Annotated in this window: 15 protein-coding genes and 1 tRNA gene; 2 read left to right on the forward strand and 14 right to left on the reverse strand. The window is 49.4% G+C overall.

The window, feature by feature from the left end; translation table 11 throughout:
• Window positions 1–177: 177 nt before the first annotated feature.
• From ACYSNS_RS01090 to ACYSNS_RS01120, 7 genes are all read right to left on the reverse strand, one after another.
• Window positions 178–273 (reverse strand) — tRNA-Sec (locus ACYSNS_RS01090).
• 163 nt (window positions 274–436) lie between these two features.
• On the reverse strand, window positions 437–2,395 hold the full coding sequence (selB, locus tag ACYSNS_RS01095) for a selenocysteine-specific translation elongation factor (protein WP_461721280.1): 1,959 nt from the start codon (window positions 2,393–2,395) through the stop codon (window positions 437–439).
• A complete protein-coding gene (gene selA, locus ACYSNS_RS01100) occupies window positions 2,392–3,777 on the reverse strand; it encodes an L-seryl-tRNA(Sec) selenium transferase (RefSeq protein WP_461721281.1) in 1,386 nt (461 codons plus the stop codon). Before selA ends, selB begins: the two co-directional genes overlap by 4 nt.
• A complete protein-coding gene (fdhE, locus tag ACYSNS_RS01105) occupies window positions 3,777–4,691 on the reverse strand; it encodes a formate dehydrogenase accessory protein FdhE (protein ID WP_461721282.1) in 915 nt (304 codons plus the stop codon). The genes selA and fdhE overlap by 1 nt, the downstream gene beginning before the upstream one ends.
• An 89-nt stretch (window positions 4,692–4,780) precedes the next feature.
• Window positions 4,781–5,212, reverse strand: a complete 432-nt coding sequence (gene exbD / locus ACYSNS_RS01110; RefSeq protein ID WP_461721283.1) for a TonB system transport protein ExbD — start codon at window positions 5,210–5,212, stop codon at window positions 4,781–4,783.
• A gap of 5 nt (window positions 5,213–5,217) precedes the next feature.
• On the reverse strand, window positions 5,218–6,150 hold the full coding sequence (exbB, locus tag ACYSNS_RS01115) for a tonB-system energizer ExbB (protein WP_461721284.1): 933 nt from the start codon (window positions 6,148–6,150) through the stop codon (window positions 5,218–5,220).
• Between the two features lie 173 nt (window positions 6,151–6,323).
• The gene (locus ACYSNS_RS01120; RefSeq protein ID WP_461721285.1) at window positions 6,324–7,601 is read right to left on the reverse strand and encodes a glycerate kinase type-2 family protein; all 1,278 of its coding nucleotides are present in this window, start codon (window positions 7,599–7,601) and stop codon (window positions 6,324–6,326) included.
• A 169-nt stretch (window positions 7,602–7,770) separates the two neighbouring features.
• Between ACYSNS_RS01120 and ACYSNS_RS01125 the strand changes: the two genes are divergently transcribed.
• Together ACYSNS_RS01125 and ACYSNS_RS01130 are read left to right on the forward strand one after the other, a co-directional pair.
• Window positions 7,771–8,088, forward strand: a complete 318-nt coding sequence (locus tag ACYSNS_RS01125; protein WP_461721286.1) for an ElaB/YgaM/YqjD family protein — start codon at window positions 7,771–7,773, stop codon at window positions 8,086–8,088.
• A 3-nt stretch (window positions 8,089–8,091) separates the two neighbouring features.
• A complete protein-coding gene (locus ACYSNS_RS01130) occupies window positions 8,092–8,529 on the forward strand; it encodes a phage holin family protein (protein WP_461721287.1) in 438 nt (145 codons plus the stop codon).
• Between the two features lie 141 nt (window positions 8,530–8,670).
• Here the strand turns inward: ACYSNS_RS01130 and ACYSNS_RS01135 are convergent, their stop codons facing one another.
• From ACYSNS_RS01135 to tolB, 7 genes are all read right to left on the reverse strand, one after another.
• Window positions 8,671–9,399 (reverse strand): outer membrane protein, encoded by a 729-nt coding sequence (locus ACYSNS_RS01135; protein ID WP_461721288.1) that lies wholly within the window; start codon window positions 9,397–9,399, stop codon window positions 8,671–8,673.
• Between the two features lie 166 nt (window positions 9,400–9,565).
• Window positions 9,566–10,918 (reverse strand): phosphoglucosamine mutase, encoded by a 1,353-nt coding sequence (gene glmM / locus ACYSNS_RS01140; protein ID WP_461721289.1) that lies wholly within the window; start codon window positions 10,916–10,918, stop codon window positions 9,566–9,568.
• A 218-nt stretch (window positions 10,919–11,136) separates the two neighbouring features.
• Window positions 11,137–13,107: an ATP-dependent zinc metalloprotease FtsH gene (gene ftsH, locus ACYSNS_RS01145; RefSeq protein WP_461721290.1), complete on the reverse strand. Its 1,971-nt coding sequence runs from the start codon at window positions 13,105–13,107 to the stop codon at window positions 11,137–11,139.
• A gap of 93 nt (window positions 13,108–13,200) precedes the next feature.
• Window positions 13,201–14,562 (reverse strand): tRNA lysidine(34) synthetase TilS, encoded by a 1,362-nt coding sequence (tilS, locus tag ACYSNS_RS01150; RefSeq protein WP_461721291.1) that lies wholly within the window; start codon window positions 14,560–14,562, stop codon window positions 13,201–13,203.
• Window positions 14,553–15,557, reverse strand: a complete 1,005-nt coding sequence (ybgF, locus tag ACYSNS_RS01155; RefSeq protein ID WP_461721292.1) for a tol-pal system protein YbgF — start codon at window positions 15,555–15,557, stop codon at window positions 14,553–14,555. The genes tilS and ybgF overlap by 10 nt, the downstream gene beginning before the upstream one ends.
• A 209-nt stretch (window positions 15,558–15,766) precedes the next feature.
• Window positions 15,767–16,300 carry a peptidoglycan-associated lipoprotein Pal gene (pal, locus tag ACYSNS_RS01160; RefSeq protein ID WP_461721293.1) on the reverse strand — a complete coding sequence of 178 codons (534 nt, stop codon included), beginning with the start codon at window positions 16,298–16,300 and terminating at the stop codon, window positions 15,767–15,769.
• Between the two features lie 242 nt (window positions 16,301–16,542).
• Window positions 16,543–17,853 (reverse strand): Tol-Pal system beta propeller repeat protein TolB, encoded by a 1,311-nt coding sequence (gene tolB, locus ACYSNS_RS01165; protein ID WP_461721294.1) that lies wholly within the window; start codon window positions 17,851–17,853, stop codon window positions 16,543–16,545.
• Between the last annotated feature and the right edge of the window lie 25 nt (window positions 17,854–17,878).

Below are 17,878 nucleotides of genomic sequence, written 5' to 3' on the forward strand. Positions count from 1 at the left end.
GGCGTTAGAGCGCTTTTCGACCTGATTACATCAGGTCGGGGCGTCTCAAACTTTTGATTTGTCGCGGTATCTTATCCGAGTGACGATTTACATCTATCGGGAACCGCTCTAGCCCGTCATTTTCTTGCCTGGCTTTTGACAGCCAGCGACAAAATTTAGCGGATAATTGATGTTGGATGGCGGAAGAGCATGGGAGTCGAACCCATCAAAGACCGTCTCACGGCCCCTTACGGCTTTGAAGGCCGCACCCATCACCGGATGAAAAGCCCTTCCGATTTCTTTATGCGGCTTTTGAAAAAAAATCGCAAGCTTAACTGCTGCATAACCGGTAAGAAGGGTAAACAGTGTTTCAGATGAAGGCAGGCTTCAAAATGAGCGTATAGAGGAGCGGTATAATCTCAATCGCTTGTCTACCGGCCAAGAAAATTTGCTCTCATCAGCGATCAATGCCATCGGATAAATCGGAAAAACTCTGATCGCTGAAAAGATCAAGACGATGAGGATTCAAGCGGCGTATATCGCCTTTGCGGATTGTAACACCGTGGCGATCAAAAAATTCCAAAAGCAATATCGCGACCTTACGACCATTGTCCAAACGATCCCGCAAATCAGCGGCAACGAATTCGCCTTTTTCTTGACAAAAAGCGATTTCACGCATGATCGAGATGATTTCCGCTAAGACCTCACGCGGGAAATAATAGTCCCGTGCAATTTCATAGACACGCCCCATCCGCGCCACTGATTTGAGGATTTGGCGCATATGCGTTTCTTCAACCGAAAGCAGCAGAGCAAAATCTCGGGTTCGTGGAGGACGAAAACGTTCATCACCCTTCAGAACCGTGTAGACATCTGTCCAAATGCACTCGTCTGCAGGTGATAGTCTTGCTTCATGCGCGGCAAGGCCGATCCATGCCCCACGGATTTTCAGCCGGCCTTCATCAATCTCCCCCTGTAGCAAATCACGAAATGCAGGTGTGCGGATATCGCGGGCAACTTCACGACGCAGCTTCTCCAACCCAACCCCGAAAAGATCAGGTTCGGTTTCATGAAAGTCTTCAAGGTAAGAAATAATGGCTTGCCGCAAGCTCTCACGCTGGTCAACGGCCATGACGAAGCGTTCGCGACCATTTCCCAGAATGGCAAATTGTTGACCAAGCACTTGGTCTGCCTCGGCCTCAGTCAGGTTGCGGGCGAGGCAAAAATATGCCCAATCAATACCATAGGGAGGTATAGAAAGAAGCGCTGAAAGTGCGGCACGATGGTTCGTCAGTTCCATGGCCTGCAAAAACAGCAATCGTTCTGGCCGACGCCTGCGTCTTTCAGGCGCATAAGGATCCAAAATCGTTCCGCCACCAAGGGTGCGGCTGGCCGAAGTATCGCGAATAATCAACCGGTCGCCTGTGACCGCAATGAGAGGACGCTCGGTTATAACTTGCACAAACGCATTGTCACCGGCATTCATAGTCTCATTTTCCAACAACACCAGTCTGGCATTCATGTCTTGTGCGCCATGGTGAAGCCGCACTGGAAACCATTGGCCGAGCGGCTTTGTTTCCGTTGGCAATATGGTGATACGGGCATCAAAACGCTGGGTAGGATGATCCAGGAACGGATCGATAACCATCATACCGCGCTTGATAGCGTCTTTTGTTATTTGATCGCCAACTATATTCAGCGCTGCGCGATCGCCGGTTGTCGTGCTTTGTGCTTCTTCGTCCTGCACATGGATGGAGCGCAAACGCGCTGGAAAGTGATGCGGCGCCACAATCAACATATCGTTTCGCGCCGCACTTCCCGACATAACACTGCCGGTTACAATGGTTCCCGCTCCCGCTAAGCTGAAACAGCGATCTATGGCATGGCGAAAACGCCCATGTGAAGGGCGTTGACCATGAGCCAGTGCAGCCTGTTCTATCACTTGCCGCAAGGTGGCAACACCCTCTCCGGTAATTGCTGAAACACGCAATATCGGCGCATTCGCAAGAAATGAGCCGGATGCAAATTGCTGCAATTCCAGTTCAAGCATATCCAAACGGTGCGTATCCACGGTATCGCAACGCGTGATAACGATAACACCATGACGGATAACGGAAAGTTTGAGAATGTCGAAATGCTCGCGGGTCTGTGGCATGATGCCGTCATCGGCAGCAACAACCAACATCACATAGTCAATACTTCCCACACCGGTCAGCATGGTGTGAATAAGCTTTTCATGCCCGGGTACGTCTACAAAGCCAATCCGCTGCCCGTTTGCCAAAGTTTGATAGGCAAATCCGAGCTCGATCGTAATGCCACGCTGTTTTTCCTGTGGTAGACGGTCAGTATCGACGCCTGTCAACGCGCGGATAAGCGTTGTCTTTCCGTGGTCGATATGTCCTGCTGTCCCGATAATCATGACGATAGACTATCAAGATTGGCAACAAACTGATCGCCATCATCCAAACAACGCAAATCAAGCAGCAACCTGTTGTCACGCATGCGTCCGATCACTGGAATCGGCAATTGACGCATGCGATGTGCTAAAACGGTCAGCGAATGATCGGCATGAGCACTGCTTATCGCAAGACTGGAGCTTGGAAGGGTTTGCGATGGCATCGCTCCTGAACCGACCTGACTAAAACATGTACAAACTTCCACATGATAATGGGGAGCAAAAAACGGCTTAACCTTGTCACACAGTTCATTGGCCTGATGTGCGATGTCGGTTTGTTTACGCGCCAAATACCGTAATGTCGGTATCGTGCGGTTGCGCCTTTCTTCGTTGCGGTAAAGCCTCAACACTGCTTCAAGAGCTGCCAAGCGGATTTTATCAACCCGCAAACTTCGCTTTATCGGGTTCTTATTGATAGCAGCGATCAGATCGGCCTTTCCAACGATAAAACCGGCTTGTGGCCCGCCTAGAAGCTTGTCTCCGGAAAAAGTAACAATATCAGCACCCGCTTTTATGGCGTCTTGAACGGTTGGTTCGTGAGGAAGACCATAATCAGCAAGATCCACCAATGTTCCCGAGCCCAAATCTTCAGCCAATGGCAGGCCTGCTTGATGCGCTACATTTGCGATGTCTTTGGTCGAAACAGAACTGGAAAAGCCATCAATCCTGTAATTGGATGTATGAACCTTGAGAAGCAGAGCTGTGTCGTCACTGATAGCTTTTTCATAATCGCGCATATGCGTGCGGTTGGTCGTTCCAACTTCTACCAGGCGGCAACCAGCACTTTCCATAATATCAGGCATACGGAAAGAACCGCCGATCTCGATCAGCTCTCCCCGCGAAATAATCGTGGGGCCATCTTTGCCTGCCAGCGTGTTTAAAACGAGGAAAATTGCAGCTGCGTTATTATTGACCAATGTCGCATCTTCTGCACCGGTCAATTCGCAGACGAGCTCCCTCAAATGATCATCGCGTTCACCACGCTCGCCAATTTCTAGATCATACTCCAGGGAAACAGCATGTCGCATAGCACTTGTTGCAGCCACGATTGCCGCCTCAGGTAATTGTGCACGACCCAGATTGGTATGAAGAATTGTTCCGGTTAAATTAAAAACAGCTCTCAGTGATGACACCGAATCCGCCTGCAACCGTTCCAATGCTATCGTAGCCAATATATTGCCATCGCGGGCTAAACAACCCGCTTTAATCAGCAAGCGTTCGTCAGCCAGTGTGGCCCGTATAGCATCGACTGTAGCGACCCGTCCGAATGTAAGCTCTGCTTCACGCGCTGCCTTTTCGCGAAGGATATCATTGACGGGCGGAAGTGAGGAGAAGTCATTAGCCATTAATAGCCTGCCAAGAACGGATTAAACGTACCTCTTTTGAAAAAACCATCTTGCTTCATCATAAGATCGAGCGCAAGTGACCCTATGTCATCCGCAAAAACGTCAAATGATGAATCCTTTTGGTGGTTCATCTGTTTGCAGTATTTGCCGCAGCTTTGACAGGTTTCTGCCAATATGGTTCCTGGGCCACCTTCAATTTCGCGATAACCGATACCGCCGGTTTCTTCGCAAAATGTACATTTTATCCGAACAAAGTGCCACAGCGAACCACAATAGAGACAAGAGCAAAACCGTGTTCCCTCAGATGATGGCCAGCCAACAACCATTGAGGCAGAATGGGTACCGCCGCAGGCCGGACAGAGGTTGCCCTCAATCGGCTGCAGCTTTTTTGCATCAATGCGCGATGCAGCAAGCGTCAAGATAATCTGTAGCACGCCTGTAATATAGATGTGCTGCGCAAGCTTTTGTTCGGGAAGTTTTCCCAAAATCACGTTAGATGCCCAGCTTGCCCATTCACTGCGATTCGCAGACATATCATCCAAAGCAAGCAAACTTTGTCCGGAAAGACCAGCCTCGCGTAGATTTTTGAAAAAGTCATCGGCAAGTTCACCAAAAGCGGGAGATGCTATCAGCGTTAGCCGATCCAAAGGTGGCATTTTGAAGGACGCAGCCTTTTCTGCATCGGTCACCGGCAGTTCTAATGCCGAAAAACGCTCACATGTCGCGTGCTGCGCGTTTGTAAACAAAGCGAGGAAATCGATATAGTCTTTAACCGGACTAGTGGCAGACAGGCGTTCAAAACGGCTCTTTCGCCCTTCAAACAACGTATTGATATCGGGCAATTTGACAAAGGGCGGTGTGCGCATCTGGCCGACATCTGTCATGTCGCCTTCGAATTTTTTATTGCGCGGCATATTCAGGCAAACTCCATATTAGAACCGGTTCAATTCTATAACCGGAAAATGGAACTTGTCCAACACACCGCGAGATTTAAACCGTATGCCTATTGCGCGACGCCGGTTTTTTCCAAACCTACCAATCCTATTTTCAAATAACCGGAGGCGTGCAATGCGTTGAGTAGGTTCATCAAACCACCATACTCCACACCTTCATCACCGCGGATGAAAATTTTGGCTTCTGGATTGTTTTGCGTCAGACGATCCAGCACAGGCTTAAGGTTATCCAAAGATGCACGCTCTTCACCAACATAAAGCGACTGATCCTTCTGCAACGTTACATAGACCGGTTTGTCAGGCCTTGGCTGGGCTGGTGCCGCCGCTGTCGGCAATTGCACCGGTATGTCGCTCGTCGCCAGAGGCGCTGCAACCATGAAAATAATCAGCAAAACCAGAATCACGTCAATAAAAGGCGTGACGTTGATGTCATGGTTGACGTCGAGCTCATCATTATCAAGATCACCCAGCTTTACAGCCATCTGCCTTACTCCGCAGCGATCGATAGATTAGGGTGAGATGTTGCCTTGCGGCCAGCTTTACGAAAATCAAGGTCGCGACTGACAAGACGTTCAACACCGGCCGACACATCAACCAATTGTTGACGATATCCCGTAATTGAGCGAGCAAAAATATTATAAATGACAACGGCAGGAATCGCCGCAACAAGACCAATAGCTGTTGCCAGCAACGCCTCGGCAATACCGGGAGCGACAACCGCAAGATTGGTCGTTTGTGCTTGCGATATACCGATAAAAGAATTCATAATCCCCCAAACCGTCCCGAAAAGACCAACAAACGGCCCGATGGCACCGATTGTTGCAAGCGGCCCGGTACCGATAGACATGCGGCGGCCAGCTGCAGAAACCATACGCGAAAGTACCGAACTTAGTCTTTCCTTCAAACCATCGGCGCCAGCGGCATCCACGGCTGCTATGGATGACTGCACTTCATTTTCCGCAGCGATAACAAGAAGTGGGCCAATGCCCTTCTGCCCTTTCATAGCTGACGAAAGCTCCGAAAGGCTTCCAGCCTGACTAACGGCACGCAATGCATTACGGGCCTGCCGTTTTGCCGATGAAATCTCAATCGTTTTCACAATCCATATTGTCCACGTCGCGACAGACGCAAGCGCAAGGCCGATCATGACAGCTTTAACAACCCAGTCGGCCGCTAAAAACATTCCCATTGGTGAAAGATCATGTGGGATGGAAGCAAGAACCTGCTGCGCCGCAGTTGGCGCGGTTTGGGCAACGGATCCAGCCGCTTGTGCCGTCGGAGCCAACGTAGTAGCCGCATCCCCAATCGGCGCTGCACCGTTTTCTATTGCTTGGGAAACAGCCGATTGGGCCATGACCCATTGACCCGTCATCAAAAACATTGCTGCCGAAGCCGCGATTTTCTTTGAAAGTCGTACCATGCTGTTTTGCCTTCCAAACTGTCAGATTTTATTCGGCTTTGTTTAAGCAAGATTAACATGAGAAATCAAGTCATGTTTTAAAAAAGCGTTTTATTTTCTTATCCTGTCTGGTTGATTTCCCATATTTCTGTAACCGACTGACCACTTTTTTAGTCCGGTTGTGTGCCTAACTTTCACATATCAATCAATATGGCCCGGAAATCATTGACATTCGTTCCCGTCGGGCCCGTCATGAAGATTGAACCCACCTTATCAAAAGCTGTCCACGCATTATGATTGGCGAGCATACTTGTCGGGTCACAACCATTCTCTTTCATTTGGTAGTATGTATTACCATCGCAAAAAGCCCCCGCATTATCTTCTGATCCGTCGATACCATCCGTATCGGCGGCAAGCGCCGTGATCTTGTTTTCGCCCTTAATCAGCATGGCGAAAGCTAGTAAGAATTCACTATTGCGCCCACCTTTGCCACCTGATTTTCCCATGGTTACAGAAGTTTCGCCGCCGGATAGGACAACGACAGGCTTTTTAAACGGTTGATCGTTCAATGCTATATTGCGCGCTATCGCCGCATGCATCATGCCGATATCCTTCGCCTCGCCTTCAATCGCATCTGACAGGATATAGGCACCGATGCCATATTGGCGTGCATATTCTGCGGCCGCGTTCAGTGATTGTGACGCTGATGCAATAATGTAGGCTTTGTTGTTTTTGAACTCTTCGTTGTCACATGACGGAGCATCCGCGTTCGGGCTGCGCAAAATCTCCATAACGCTTCGGGGTAAAACAACATTATATTGCGCTATGAGTTGAAGCGCATCATGTCTGCTTGACATGTCGGGGACCGTCGGGCCGGATGCCACCTGCGACGCGATATCGCCGGGTATATCCGAAACGATAAAGCTTATGACCCGAGCCGGTGCTGCCATCGCAGCCAGGCGCCCACCCTTGATCGATGACAGATGTTTCCTGATCGTATTCATCGCACCTATTGGCGCACCACTTTTAAGCAGCGCTTCATTAACCGCTATCTCGTCTGCAAGCGTCATGCCCGCAAGCGGTGCCGGCAGGAGCGCTGAGCCACCGCCACAGACTAAGGCGATCACGAGATCATCCTCCGTTAATCCGTTGACCAACTGCATCAAACGCGCTGCGCCTTTCATTCCATTTTCGTCAGGGACAGGATGCGATGCTTCCAAGACTTCGATATAACGTGTTTCCGCTCCATAACCATAACGCGTCACCACAGCACCTTCCAGATGTCCATATCCGGCCTCGGTCCAAAGCCTTTCCAATGCCGCTGCCATTTGCGCCGCACCTTTTCCGGCGCCGACCACGATTGTTCTGCCTTTTGGTTTCATTGGCAAAAACTTTTTCATAGCGAGTTCGGGATTCGCGGCATCGACCGCTATTTTGAAAAGTTGCGCTAAAAAGGCGCGCTTATCTTGCATGACCACCGAAAAATCCTCCGCCGTTAAGGGTTGAACACATCGTGTCTCGACGTTGTGATCGCCAATTTGAATAAAAAAATTGGAAATTGGAACCTATCTCCCTATCTTAATGTTATAGTTATGTGTGGGGCAAGTCGTCCCAACACGCTTTAACGAAAAGCAGGGAGTCATGATGATGGCAAAAGAAAATGCAACACCAGCCGAAAAAGATCTGCAAGCACAAGTAGAACAATTGCGCAAAGAATTGTCTCAACTCACAGCGACATTGGGCGAGGTTGGCTCAGAAAAACTGAATCAGGCTAAGGGAAAAGCAGAGCAGCTTTATGCGTCCGCAAAAGAAAACAGCCAGGAAGCGGTTTCGCAGGCTAAAGAAAAATTCAACGATATGGAACATCAGCTCGGTGAATGTGTGCGCAACAAACCAGCCACAAGTTTGGCTGTTGCAGCCGGTATCGGTTTTGTACTTGCTATGCTCGTACGGCGCTAAGCTATGTTGCGGCTTCTCGCGCCGCTTCTAGGCGGCATCGCCAGCGGTAGTGTCAAAACGGCGGTCAAGCGCACGCGTGATCAGGCTATCAGCTATGCGTTAGTGGGTTTCGCGGTGTTTATGGCGCTTCTGTTCCTGTGTGTGATCGCTTTTATTGCGCTTACGTGGATCATGAGTCCTATCTGGTCGGCGGCTATAATTTTTGCCTTCTGGATTATCGTAGCTCTTCTGGCTTTCCTCATCGGTCGTTCTATCTCGGCCAAACGACAAAAGATTTATGAGAAACAGATGCAAGAGGAGCGTAGCAATCTCATGGCAGCTTCCGCTGTCGCAGCCATACCAGCGTTGTTGGGCAACAAGAAGATCCTTGGCATCGCGGTACCGCTTATCGGATTGGCAGCAATAATGCTTTGGAATAAAGACAAAAACGACAAGCAATAATGTCGTTGCTGGAATGCCGAAATATCGGTTTCGCGAAGCATAGTAACAGGTTATCTTCTTGCGTCATCATGGAAAGCCGGTATCCCGATGCGGATAGCCGGCTTTTTATTGCTAAAAAAGCGATTGAAAGCTTAGGGGCAATCAGCGAAAAGCATAGCGGATACCAATCTTGACATCGTGTGAGGTCAGATGATCCAGTTTGATGCTTCCCGCATCATCAAAAGTTCCTGTTTTTGCATCACCAAGATCAGTGTAACTATACCCGATGTCGAGCGTAAGTGTTTTGCTCAACTTCACGCCCACGCCGGCATGGAGCGCCCAGGCAAGATCCCAATTGGTATTAGATGATGCCTTAAGGTCAAGTCGTTGCGCGCTTACACGAAAATCCTTTGCCCGATTGCCTGAAGCACCAAGACCGGCACCAAGATAGGGCGTGATATTACGGAATGTAGCGATATCCACATAGGCATTTCCCATAATAACGAGGGACGATACATCGCCATCATATTTACGCGTATCAAGCGCGGTGACATCCCGACCGGTTACGCTGTTTTTTGCCCGATACTCAATCGTACCGTCAAACCGGAAAAGATCGTTAACACGGTAGCCTAATCCAACACCGCCGAGAAAGGCTTTGTCCATATCGCCTTTGTTTTTCCAATATGCATCGGGATCCAGATAATTGCCGCCAAGATGACCCAGCCCAGAGATATCCGCTATGGCCAAGCCCGTATAGGCTTTGAAATAGACCGGTTTACTCTCAGTAGCGATAGCAACTTCGGGCACTTTGTCCAAATCGATGTCTGCGGCCGATGCCAGATTGCTCGTTGCCAAAAGCACTGCCAAGAACAGTCCTGCCCGATATTTCATAATAGCCTCATAGAAAAAAGCGAAATCCGCCTATTCGTCTTATCAGGCTTTGTAAACGTGAATGGTTAAGACACGCTTAACCATATTCATTAACGAAAAATTTCCGATAAAATAGAAAAGGCAACCTTGTGAGGTTGCCTTAGAATTCAATTTTATTCTGTGTATTTTAGACAGCGTTACGGACTGTCACGATCGCATCAATGATCTCGTCTACGAGCGTCTCTATCAGCCGTTGATCATCACCCTCTGCCATAACGCGGATAAGCGGTTCTGTACCGGAGGGCCGGATAACCAAACGGCCAATTTTCTCTAGGCGTTTCTCGGCGGTTTTGATGACGTCTTTTACATGCTTGTCTTCCAGCGGTTTACCACCAGAAATACGGACATTTTTCAATATTTGCGGAACCGGATCAAACCGATGGCATAGTTGGCTCATCGGTAAGCGTGTTTCTTTCGCGCAGCCAAGAATTTGCAATGCCGATACCAATCCGTCACCCGTCGTCCCGTAATCCGACATCACGATGTGTCCCGATTGCTCGCCGCCGACGTTGAAACCATGTTGGCGCATGTGCTCAACAACGTAACGGTCGCCAACCTTGGTACGGGCCATAGTTAGCCCTTTTGTTGCCAGAAACCGCTCAAGTCCGAGATTGGACATAACGGTCGCCACGATGCCACCTCCGCGCAGCAAACCACTTTCATGCCATTGCTCGGCGATAACTGCCATCAGCTGGTCGCCATCAATAACCGTACCAGTTTCATCAACCATCAAGACGCGATCTCCGTCACCATCAAGCGCGATACCAGCATCGGCGCGCACCTCATGCACCTTGCGCATCAAGGAAACCGGATGTGTCGACCCACAATCTTCGTTGATATTGGTACCATTTGGCTTGTCATTAATGGTGATGACTTCAGCACCCAGTTCCCAAAGCGCTAAAGGGGCTGCTTTATAGGCGGCACCATTTGCGCAATCGACAACAATCCGCATATTGTCCAGCCTTACATCGCGTGGCAATGTTCTTTTTGCAAATTCAATATAACGATAGATATCGCCTTCGACACGCTTTGCCCTGCCAACCTCAGACTGGCTGGCAAGCTCCTCTGTCATATCCGTCTCGATCAATTTCTCGATCTGTAGCTCGATATCGTCGGAAAGCTTAAAGCCATCGGGACCAAATAATTTTATACCATTGTCATAAAATGGATTATGTGAAGCGGAAATCATGACGCCGACATCGGCACGTAGTGAGCGGCATAACATGGCAACCGCCGGTGTTGGAATAGGCCCCAGGAGAAAGACCTCCATGCCTGCCGCTGTGAAACCGGCAACCATTGCATTTTCCAACATATATCCAGAAAGGCGCGTGTCCTTGCCGATAACAACCCGACCACGTCTACCCTTGCCGCCAAACAGGATGCCGACCGCCATGCCAACTTTCATCGCGATTTCCGCAGTCATGGGGAACGCATTGGCTTTTCCGCGAATTCCGTCTGTTCCGAAATATTTACGCGCCATACTCAACTTCCTTCTGCTGTCAGTGCCCCCAGCAGGCATTGGTTATCATTTTGTCTTCGTCCACTTAGCAATTATAAAGCCGGAAACCAAGATCAAGTCCACAAAAGCTGTTACTTGCCGGTTTTATTATCGCTCAAGGTTAATGCGTGAGTGAGATAGCTATATGTAAAAAAGCGGCCCAGTAATCTGGACCGCTTTGATTTGTTTTTTAACTGTATTCATGCATCTGACTGAGGCTCATCCTTGGACGACTTCTTTTCATCCGCCTTTGCCTTAACGCTGCGCGTCTTTTTTGGTGCGGCCTTTGGCTTTGCACTGGCTTTACCGGTTTTTGGAACGCTCGATGCCCGCGCATTGGGTGAATCATTCCCCATATCACGTGATGGCGGCTTACCCTCAATCACTTCCTGAATCTCGGCACCTGATAAAGTTTCATATTCCAGCAACCCTTCGGCCAAAGCAATCCATTGCTTTTTCTTTGTAGTCAGAATTTTTGTTGCTGTCGCATAAGCTTCATCAATCAACCGACGAACCTCGGAATCGATCACTTTCGCTGTTTCTTCAGAAACGACCTGACCGCGCCCACCGCCATGGCCCATATACATATCGTCCTGGTTATCGCCATAAGCGACGTTACCAAGAGCATCTGAGAAACCCCAACGTGTCACCATGGCACGAGCAAGCTTTGTTGCTTGTTCAATATCGGAAGATGCGCCGGATGTGATGTTTTCTTTGCCAAACTTCAATTCCTCGGCAACGCGTCCACCCATCATGATTGCCAGACGGGAAATCATCCAACGATAACTCATTGAATAGCGGTCACCCTCGGGTAACTGCATAACCATTCCAAGGGCGCGTCCGCGCGGAACAATTGTCGCTTTATGGACAGGATCGGCGGCAGGCACATTGATTGCAATAATCGCGTGACCGGATTCGTGATAGGCCGTCAATTCTTTTTCAGCCTGCGTCATGGCGGTCGAGCGCCTTTCCGCACCCATCATCACCTTATCCTTGGCGTCTTCAAATTCCTGCATCGTCACTAAACGCTTGTCGCGGCGCGCTGCCATTAAGGCCGCCTCGTTGACAAGATTCATCAGATCAGCACCTGAAAAGCCGGGAGTACCGCGGGCCATAACCTTAAGATCAACATTCGGTGCCAACGGAACATTGCGCACATGCACTTTGAGAATCTGCTCTCTGCCAGCAACATCAGGATTTGGCACGACGACCTGACGGTCGAAACGGCCCGGACGAAGCAAAGCCGGATCAAGAACATCCGGACGGTTTGTCGCTGCAATAAGAATAATACTCTCATTGGGCTCAAACCCATCCATTTCAACCAGCAACTGGTTCAATGTCTGCTCGCGTTCGTCATTGCCACCGCCAATGCCTGCACCGCGATGGCGCCCAACAGCATCGATTTCGTCGATAAAGATAATGCATGGTGCGTTCTTCTTGGCTTGTTCGAACATATCACGGACGCGACTTGCGCCGACACCCACAAACATCTCGACAAAGTCAGAACCCGATATGGTGAAAAATGGAACATTCGCCTCACCGGCAACAGATCGCGCAAGCAAGGTCTTACCAGTTCCGGGAGGACCTACAAGAAGCACACCGCGCGGTATACGTCCGCCAAGGCGTTGGAACTTCTGCGGCTCACGCAGAAATTCGACAATCTCCTGCAAATCCTGTTTTGCTTCGTCAACGCCGGCGACATCCTGAAAAGTCACGCGCCCATGGGCTTCTGTCAAAAGCTTGGCCTTTGATTTTCCAAAGCCCATCGCACCGCGCGACCCACCCTGCATCTGACGCATGAAGAATATCCATACACCGATAAGAATGACAACGGGAAGAAGCGAAAACAACAGATTCATGAAAGTGCTGTTACCGGTACTCTCCGGCTGCGCTTTAACATTCACATTTTTGTCTTCCAGCCGTTTGACAAGACCAGGGTCGTCGGGCGCAAACGACAAAACCGTTTTGTTGTCGGCTGTCACACCGGTCAAACGCTGACCTTGAATGGTCACGGTTTTGATGTCGCTATTATCCACCCGTTGAAGGAAGTCGGAATAGGATATTTCACCTGTCCCACCTTGCTGGCTGTTACCATTAAAAAGGGAAAATAAGGTAATCAGCAGTAGTGCAATGATCCCCCATACCATGAAGGAACGATAATTCGGATTCATATTAGGTCCATTCAGTCAATTACGCTTGCTCAGACAAATTTAAATGTAACATATGTGCTCGCCCTGCTATTGCCAAGGCATGGCGGAGCGTTTTCATGCGGATTCGTTCAGGTTTTTTCGGATTTGCCGCTTAAGCGGCGGGATATAGGCCTCGAAAATCGAACCCAGCGCATCATAAAGCGGATAATCATCAGACGAAACCAGCCAACCAAAGGGCCGCATAAACCGATGGCAGCTTATATTTTCGGCATATACGAGCTTGCCGGTTAATGCGGGAATATCAACACCATCTCGTGTAAAAATAGCCAAGGCCGTTTGCAGTGAAGGAAAATGGATATTTCGACTTTCAATACCGGCAAGTGCTGCTGACGTTTTGATATCGCATAGCGAAGGCGTGGAAACTCTGATAGACCGTTTGTCGTGATTATCAATACGATAACGACCATCCCATATTGCACTTGCGCTTGGCGCAATGACCGAAGCTGTCTGGTTTCGCGCCTCCCGCCAAAGACGGATGGTATTTCCGTTTTTCTCGATAACTGCCCCTAACAAGGTAAAGCGATAGAGGAAATCATGCGGCTTTTCCAACTGTTCCTGCAAATATTGCACCTGTCTGTCGGTTGCCAGATGCGACGCTCCGCCGACAATTGCTGCAATTGTACTAAAGGTAAAGAAGTAATCTGGATGCTGGGTCGACTCCACCGAAGACTGCCTTACAGTGCACAAAGCATGCGACATGACAATGCCGAGTTTGCCAACAAGTGCTGCCGAAGCCTTTGACTGTTGGCGTCTTGCCGTTGCAGCTTCTTCAATATTTTTTCGAATAATATCAATGTCTTCGTCATTAAGGCTTTTACGAACACGAACACGCTCGTAATCAAGATTGTCATTGCTTGGATCATCGATCCAATCTTGATCAAGGCTCTTGAGATATTCGCGTAATTGCTCTCTCTTCACATCCAACAATGGTCGGATCAGCCGGACTTTGCGCATGAGCAAAGATTCGCGCGGCATGCAAGCCAATCCCCTACGGCTTCCACGATGCAGCCGCATCTGATAGGTCTCTGCCTGATCATTCAACGTATGTCCGGTCATTATAACGGTGGCACCGACTTTCTCGGCTTGTGCAAACAGCAGACCATAGCGTGCAATACGTGCCTGATGGGAGAGTGCTGTTTGCGGCTTGGCATCTGCCCAGCACACGGTCTGATGCTGAATGCCAAGACGGGCGCATAATGCGGCGACTTTCTGCGCTTCAGCCGCAGATTCAGGACGTAGGCGATGGTCGACAGTCACCGCAAGCAAGCGGGGCGCATTGTCAATTTTGGCTAGATGATCGCGCAATAAAAACAACAGTGCCGTTGAATCGCTACCGCCTGATACTGCGGCAATGACCGTCTCGCAGTCTGAAAAATCGGATTCTTGAAACAGCTTGGTTTGAAAATCTACTGACACTTGTTACGGCTTTGCTCGTCCTTGACACGCTTTAAAACTGCAGGTTCAACAGTTTTGTATCGTTTTGTCACTTCAGCAAATGTTGCGCAAGCGACTTTTTGTTCGTCAAGATGTGACATGCTCATGCCAAGCTTCAACAGGTTTTCAGGTCCGCGGGGTGAGTCCTTGTAGTTTCTCTGAACATCGATATAAGCTTGTGCGGCCTCACGATACCGGTTTTGTCCAAATAACGCCTCACCCAGCCAGAAGCTGGCATCCGCAATAAGCGGGTCTGATGGATAACGTTCCTGAAATGCTCTGAATACCGACTCGGCGGCCCGATAATCACCTGCCAATATGTTCCGATAGCCGATGTCATAAAGTTCCTTAGCCGACGCGGTTTGCGGGACATCGGCAAGCGCGTTGCCTCCCTGCGGCGTGGGCTGGATGGCATCCGGATTAAGATTTCCGTTGAGGATGTTACCATTTTCATCAAACCGGATAGAACCTAGATCTTTTGGTGCCTCGGAAGGCACGGTCTGGTTAGCATTGCTTTGTTTGCCAATCTCGACTCCGGGCAAATGGGAGTTGTCGCTGGGTGGTGGAGGAAAACCCTGCCGACCGTTATTTTCAACAGCCGCTGGCGGCTGTACAGCGGGTTTGGAAGGTTCTCCTGCACTTCCTCCCGATCCAGCCTGTAATTGACGAATCTGTTCCTGCATTTGCAAGACCATAAAATTCAATTCTTCCACCTTGCCGGTTAATTCACGGACCTGTTGTTGCAGGTCTGTTACGCGCGTATCCGGACTTTGTGTCAGTTGCACATTTTGGCTTTCTGGCTCTTTCTTTTTGCCGAATGGAAAAAGACCGCCCAGCAAAGCGGAGCCGCCTTGATCACCTGATGCACTATGAGCAGGCGTCATCGCACTCAATGTCAGGGCTGGCAGTAGGACGGTGGCCATCAACGTTGTTTTAAATGAACGTGTAACCAATTTTGTGCTTTTACCCATATGCATGACGATATCCTTGCATTTTCGCTTGAGTGGCATGTCTAATGCACAACTTCGGCATAAATTTGTCGCAAAAAAAAGCGGCCCCTGAGGGCCGCTTTTCAACCTTTATTCATGCACAAAATTGTTAGCCTCTAAAAGCTTCGAATTTTTTTATGCAAAACCGGCATATCAACCAGCAATCAATGTGTTTCCACATGGATTGCTGGAGACTATCAGCTGCCAGCACCATTGTTTAAAACGGTCACTGAACGGCGGTTCTGGTTCCAGCACGAAGCGGCATCACAGACAGCCACCGGACGTTCTTTACCGTAAGAGATTGTTCTCATACGATTGGCAGCAACACCCTGCGAAATCAGATAGTCACGGGCAGCAACAGCACGGCGTTGACCGAGCGCAATATTGTATTCGCGTGTACCACGTTCGTCGGCATGACCTTCAACAGTGATCGTATATTGCGGATAACGTTGCAACCACTGGGCCTGACGGGCTAGCGTCTGCTGAGCATCGGCGCGAATGCTGGAGGAATCCAGATCAAAGAAAATACGGTCTCCGACATTCACGGTGAAATCCTGCGGCGAACCCGGCTTGGCATTGTTAAGACCGAGTGCGTTTGGATCGTTCAGACCATTTTTATTTGCGCAGCCTGCGAGGGTCAGCGAAAGGAAAAGTGCCACGGCGAGCGGATTGCGAGCAAGTTTTTGGATACGGCCCATGTGCCGAGACTCCTTAAGGTTAGCGGTTGACATAAAAAGCTTTTAAACGATTTTGATTAAAACGCTCTCAACGCGCATGGTTAATTTTTACTTACATATCATTTTTTATGCAGAATATATAGTCTGCCGGATGCTGGATAAATAAGGCGTAAAGACGACAAAACCCGCGAAATAACGCTTAAAACAAGCGGTAAATACGATTTTTGTCCCATGATGAACAAATAGATAATAAAAAAGCGGCACAAGTGCCGCTTTTTCTTGAATGCGATTATAACTCAGTCAAGCAAGGGTGACCATGCCGGGTCTGACGCATCATTTGGCGTGGGAAGTTGGCGTTCATTACGTCCGGTAATGTCGATTGTATAAATTTTTGGCCCTTGCCCCTGATTCTGTCGAAAAAACATAATCACTCGACCATTCGGTGCCCATGTTGGCCCTTCATTGTGAAAACCGGAAGTAAGCAAACGCTCTCCCTGCCCATCGGGACGGATAACGCCGATCGAGAATTGCCCCTGCGATTGTTTTGTAAACGCAATATAGTCCCCACGCGGCGACCACACCGGTGTGGAATAGCTGCCATCACCAAAGGAAATACGCTGCTGATTGCTACCGTCGGCATTCATAACGTAGATTTGCGGTTTGCCGCCACGGTCCGATTCGAAAACGATTTGACTGCCATCAGGAGAAAAAGACGCAGATGTATCAATGGCGGTCGTCGTGGTCAGGCGTGTTGTTGCACGTGAACGCAAATCCATCGTGTAAAGGTTCGCACTGCCATTGTCTTGCAGCAGGCTCATGATGACCTTCTGCCCATCAGGCGAAAACCGCGGGGCAATAGTCATGTTTGGGAATGTCCCTACAAGTTCACGCTGTCCCGTTTCGATTTGTTGCAGATAAACCTGCGGAACATTATTTCCCGCATAGGCCATATAAGTGATTTCCTGCTTGCTCGGCGAAAAACGCGGCGTCAAAACAAGTTCACGACCGTTCGAAAGATAGGTCAGATTGGCACCATCTTGGTCCATGATTGCCAGACGCTTGACGCGGGCGTTGCGAGGCCCGGTTTCGTCAACGAAAACGATACGAGTGTCGAAATATCCTTTTTCACCAGTCATTTTTGTATAGATCGCGTCAGCTATGATGTGGGCGACACGACGCCAGCTTTGCGGGGTGGTATAGAATTGACGGCCTTCAAGTTGCTTGCCACCAAATACATCCCACAACCGGAACTCCACCCGCAGACGACCGTCCGGCTCTTTATTAACGCGGCCCGTTGCCAAACCTTGCGCACCGATTTGTTGCCAGTCGTTAAAGCGTGGCTGGACGTCGGGATTAGATATCCGTTCGAGAAAAGACGCTTTATCGATCGGTGCAAACAAACCGGAACGTTCCAGATCTGCTGCGATAACCGAAGAAATCTTCTGTCCCATATCGTCACCGGCCAAGAAATCCGTGACAGCAATAGGAATGGGATTGAAGTTGCCGCCTGTCACATCCACTTGCAGCTGCGCATGCGCCGGAAGGATGTTTCCAATCCAAGCAAGGGCCAAAACAACCAGTAATTTAAGCTTAGGTTTCACGGTCATCTGTTTTTTGAACCTGTTTCTGTAA

It is taken from the genome of Bartonella sp. LJL80 (assembly GCF_054871565.1).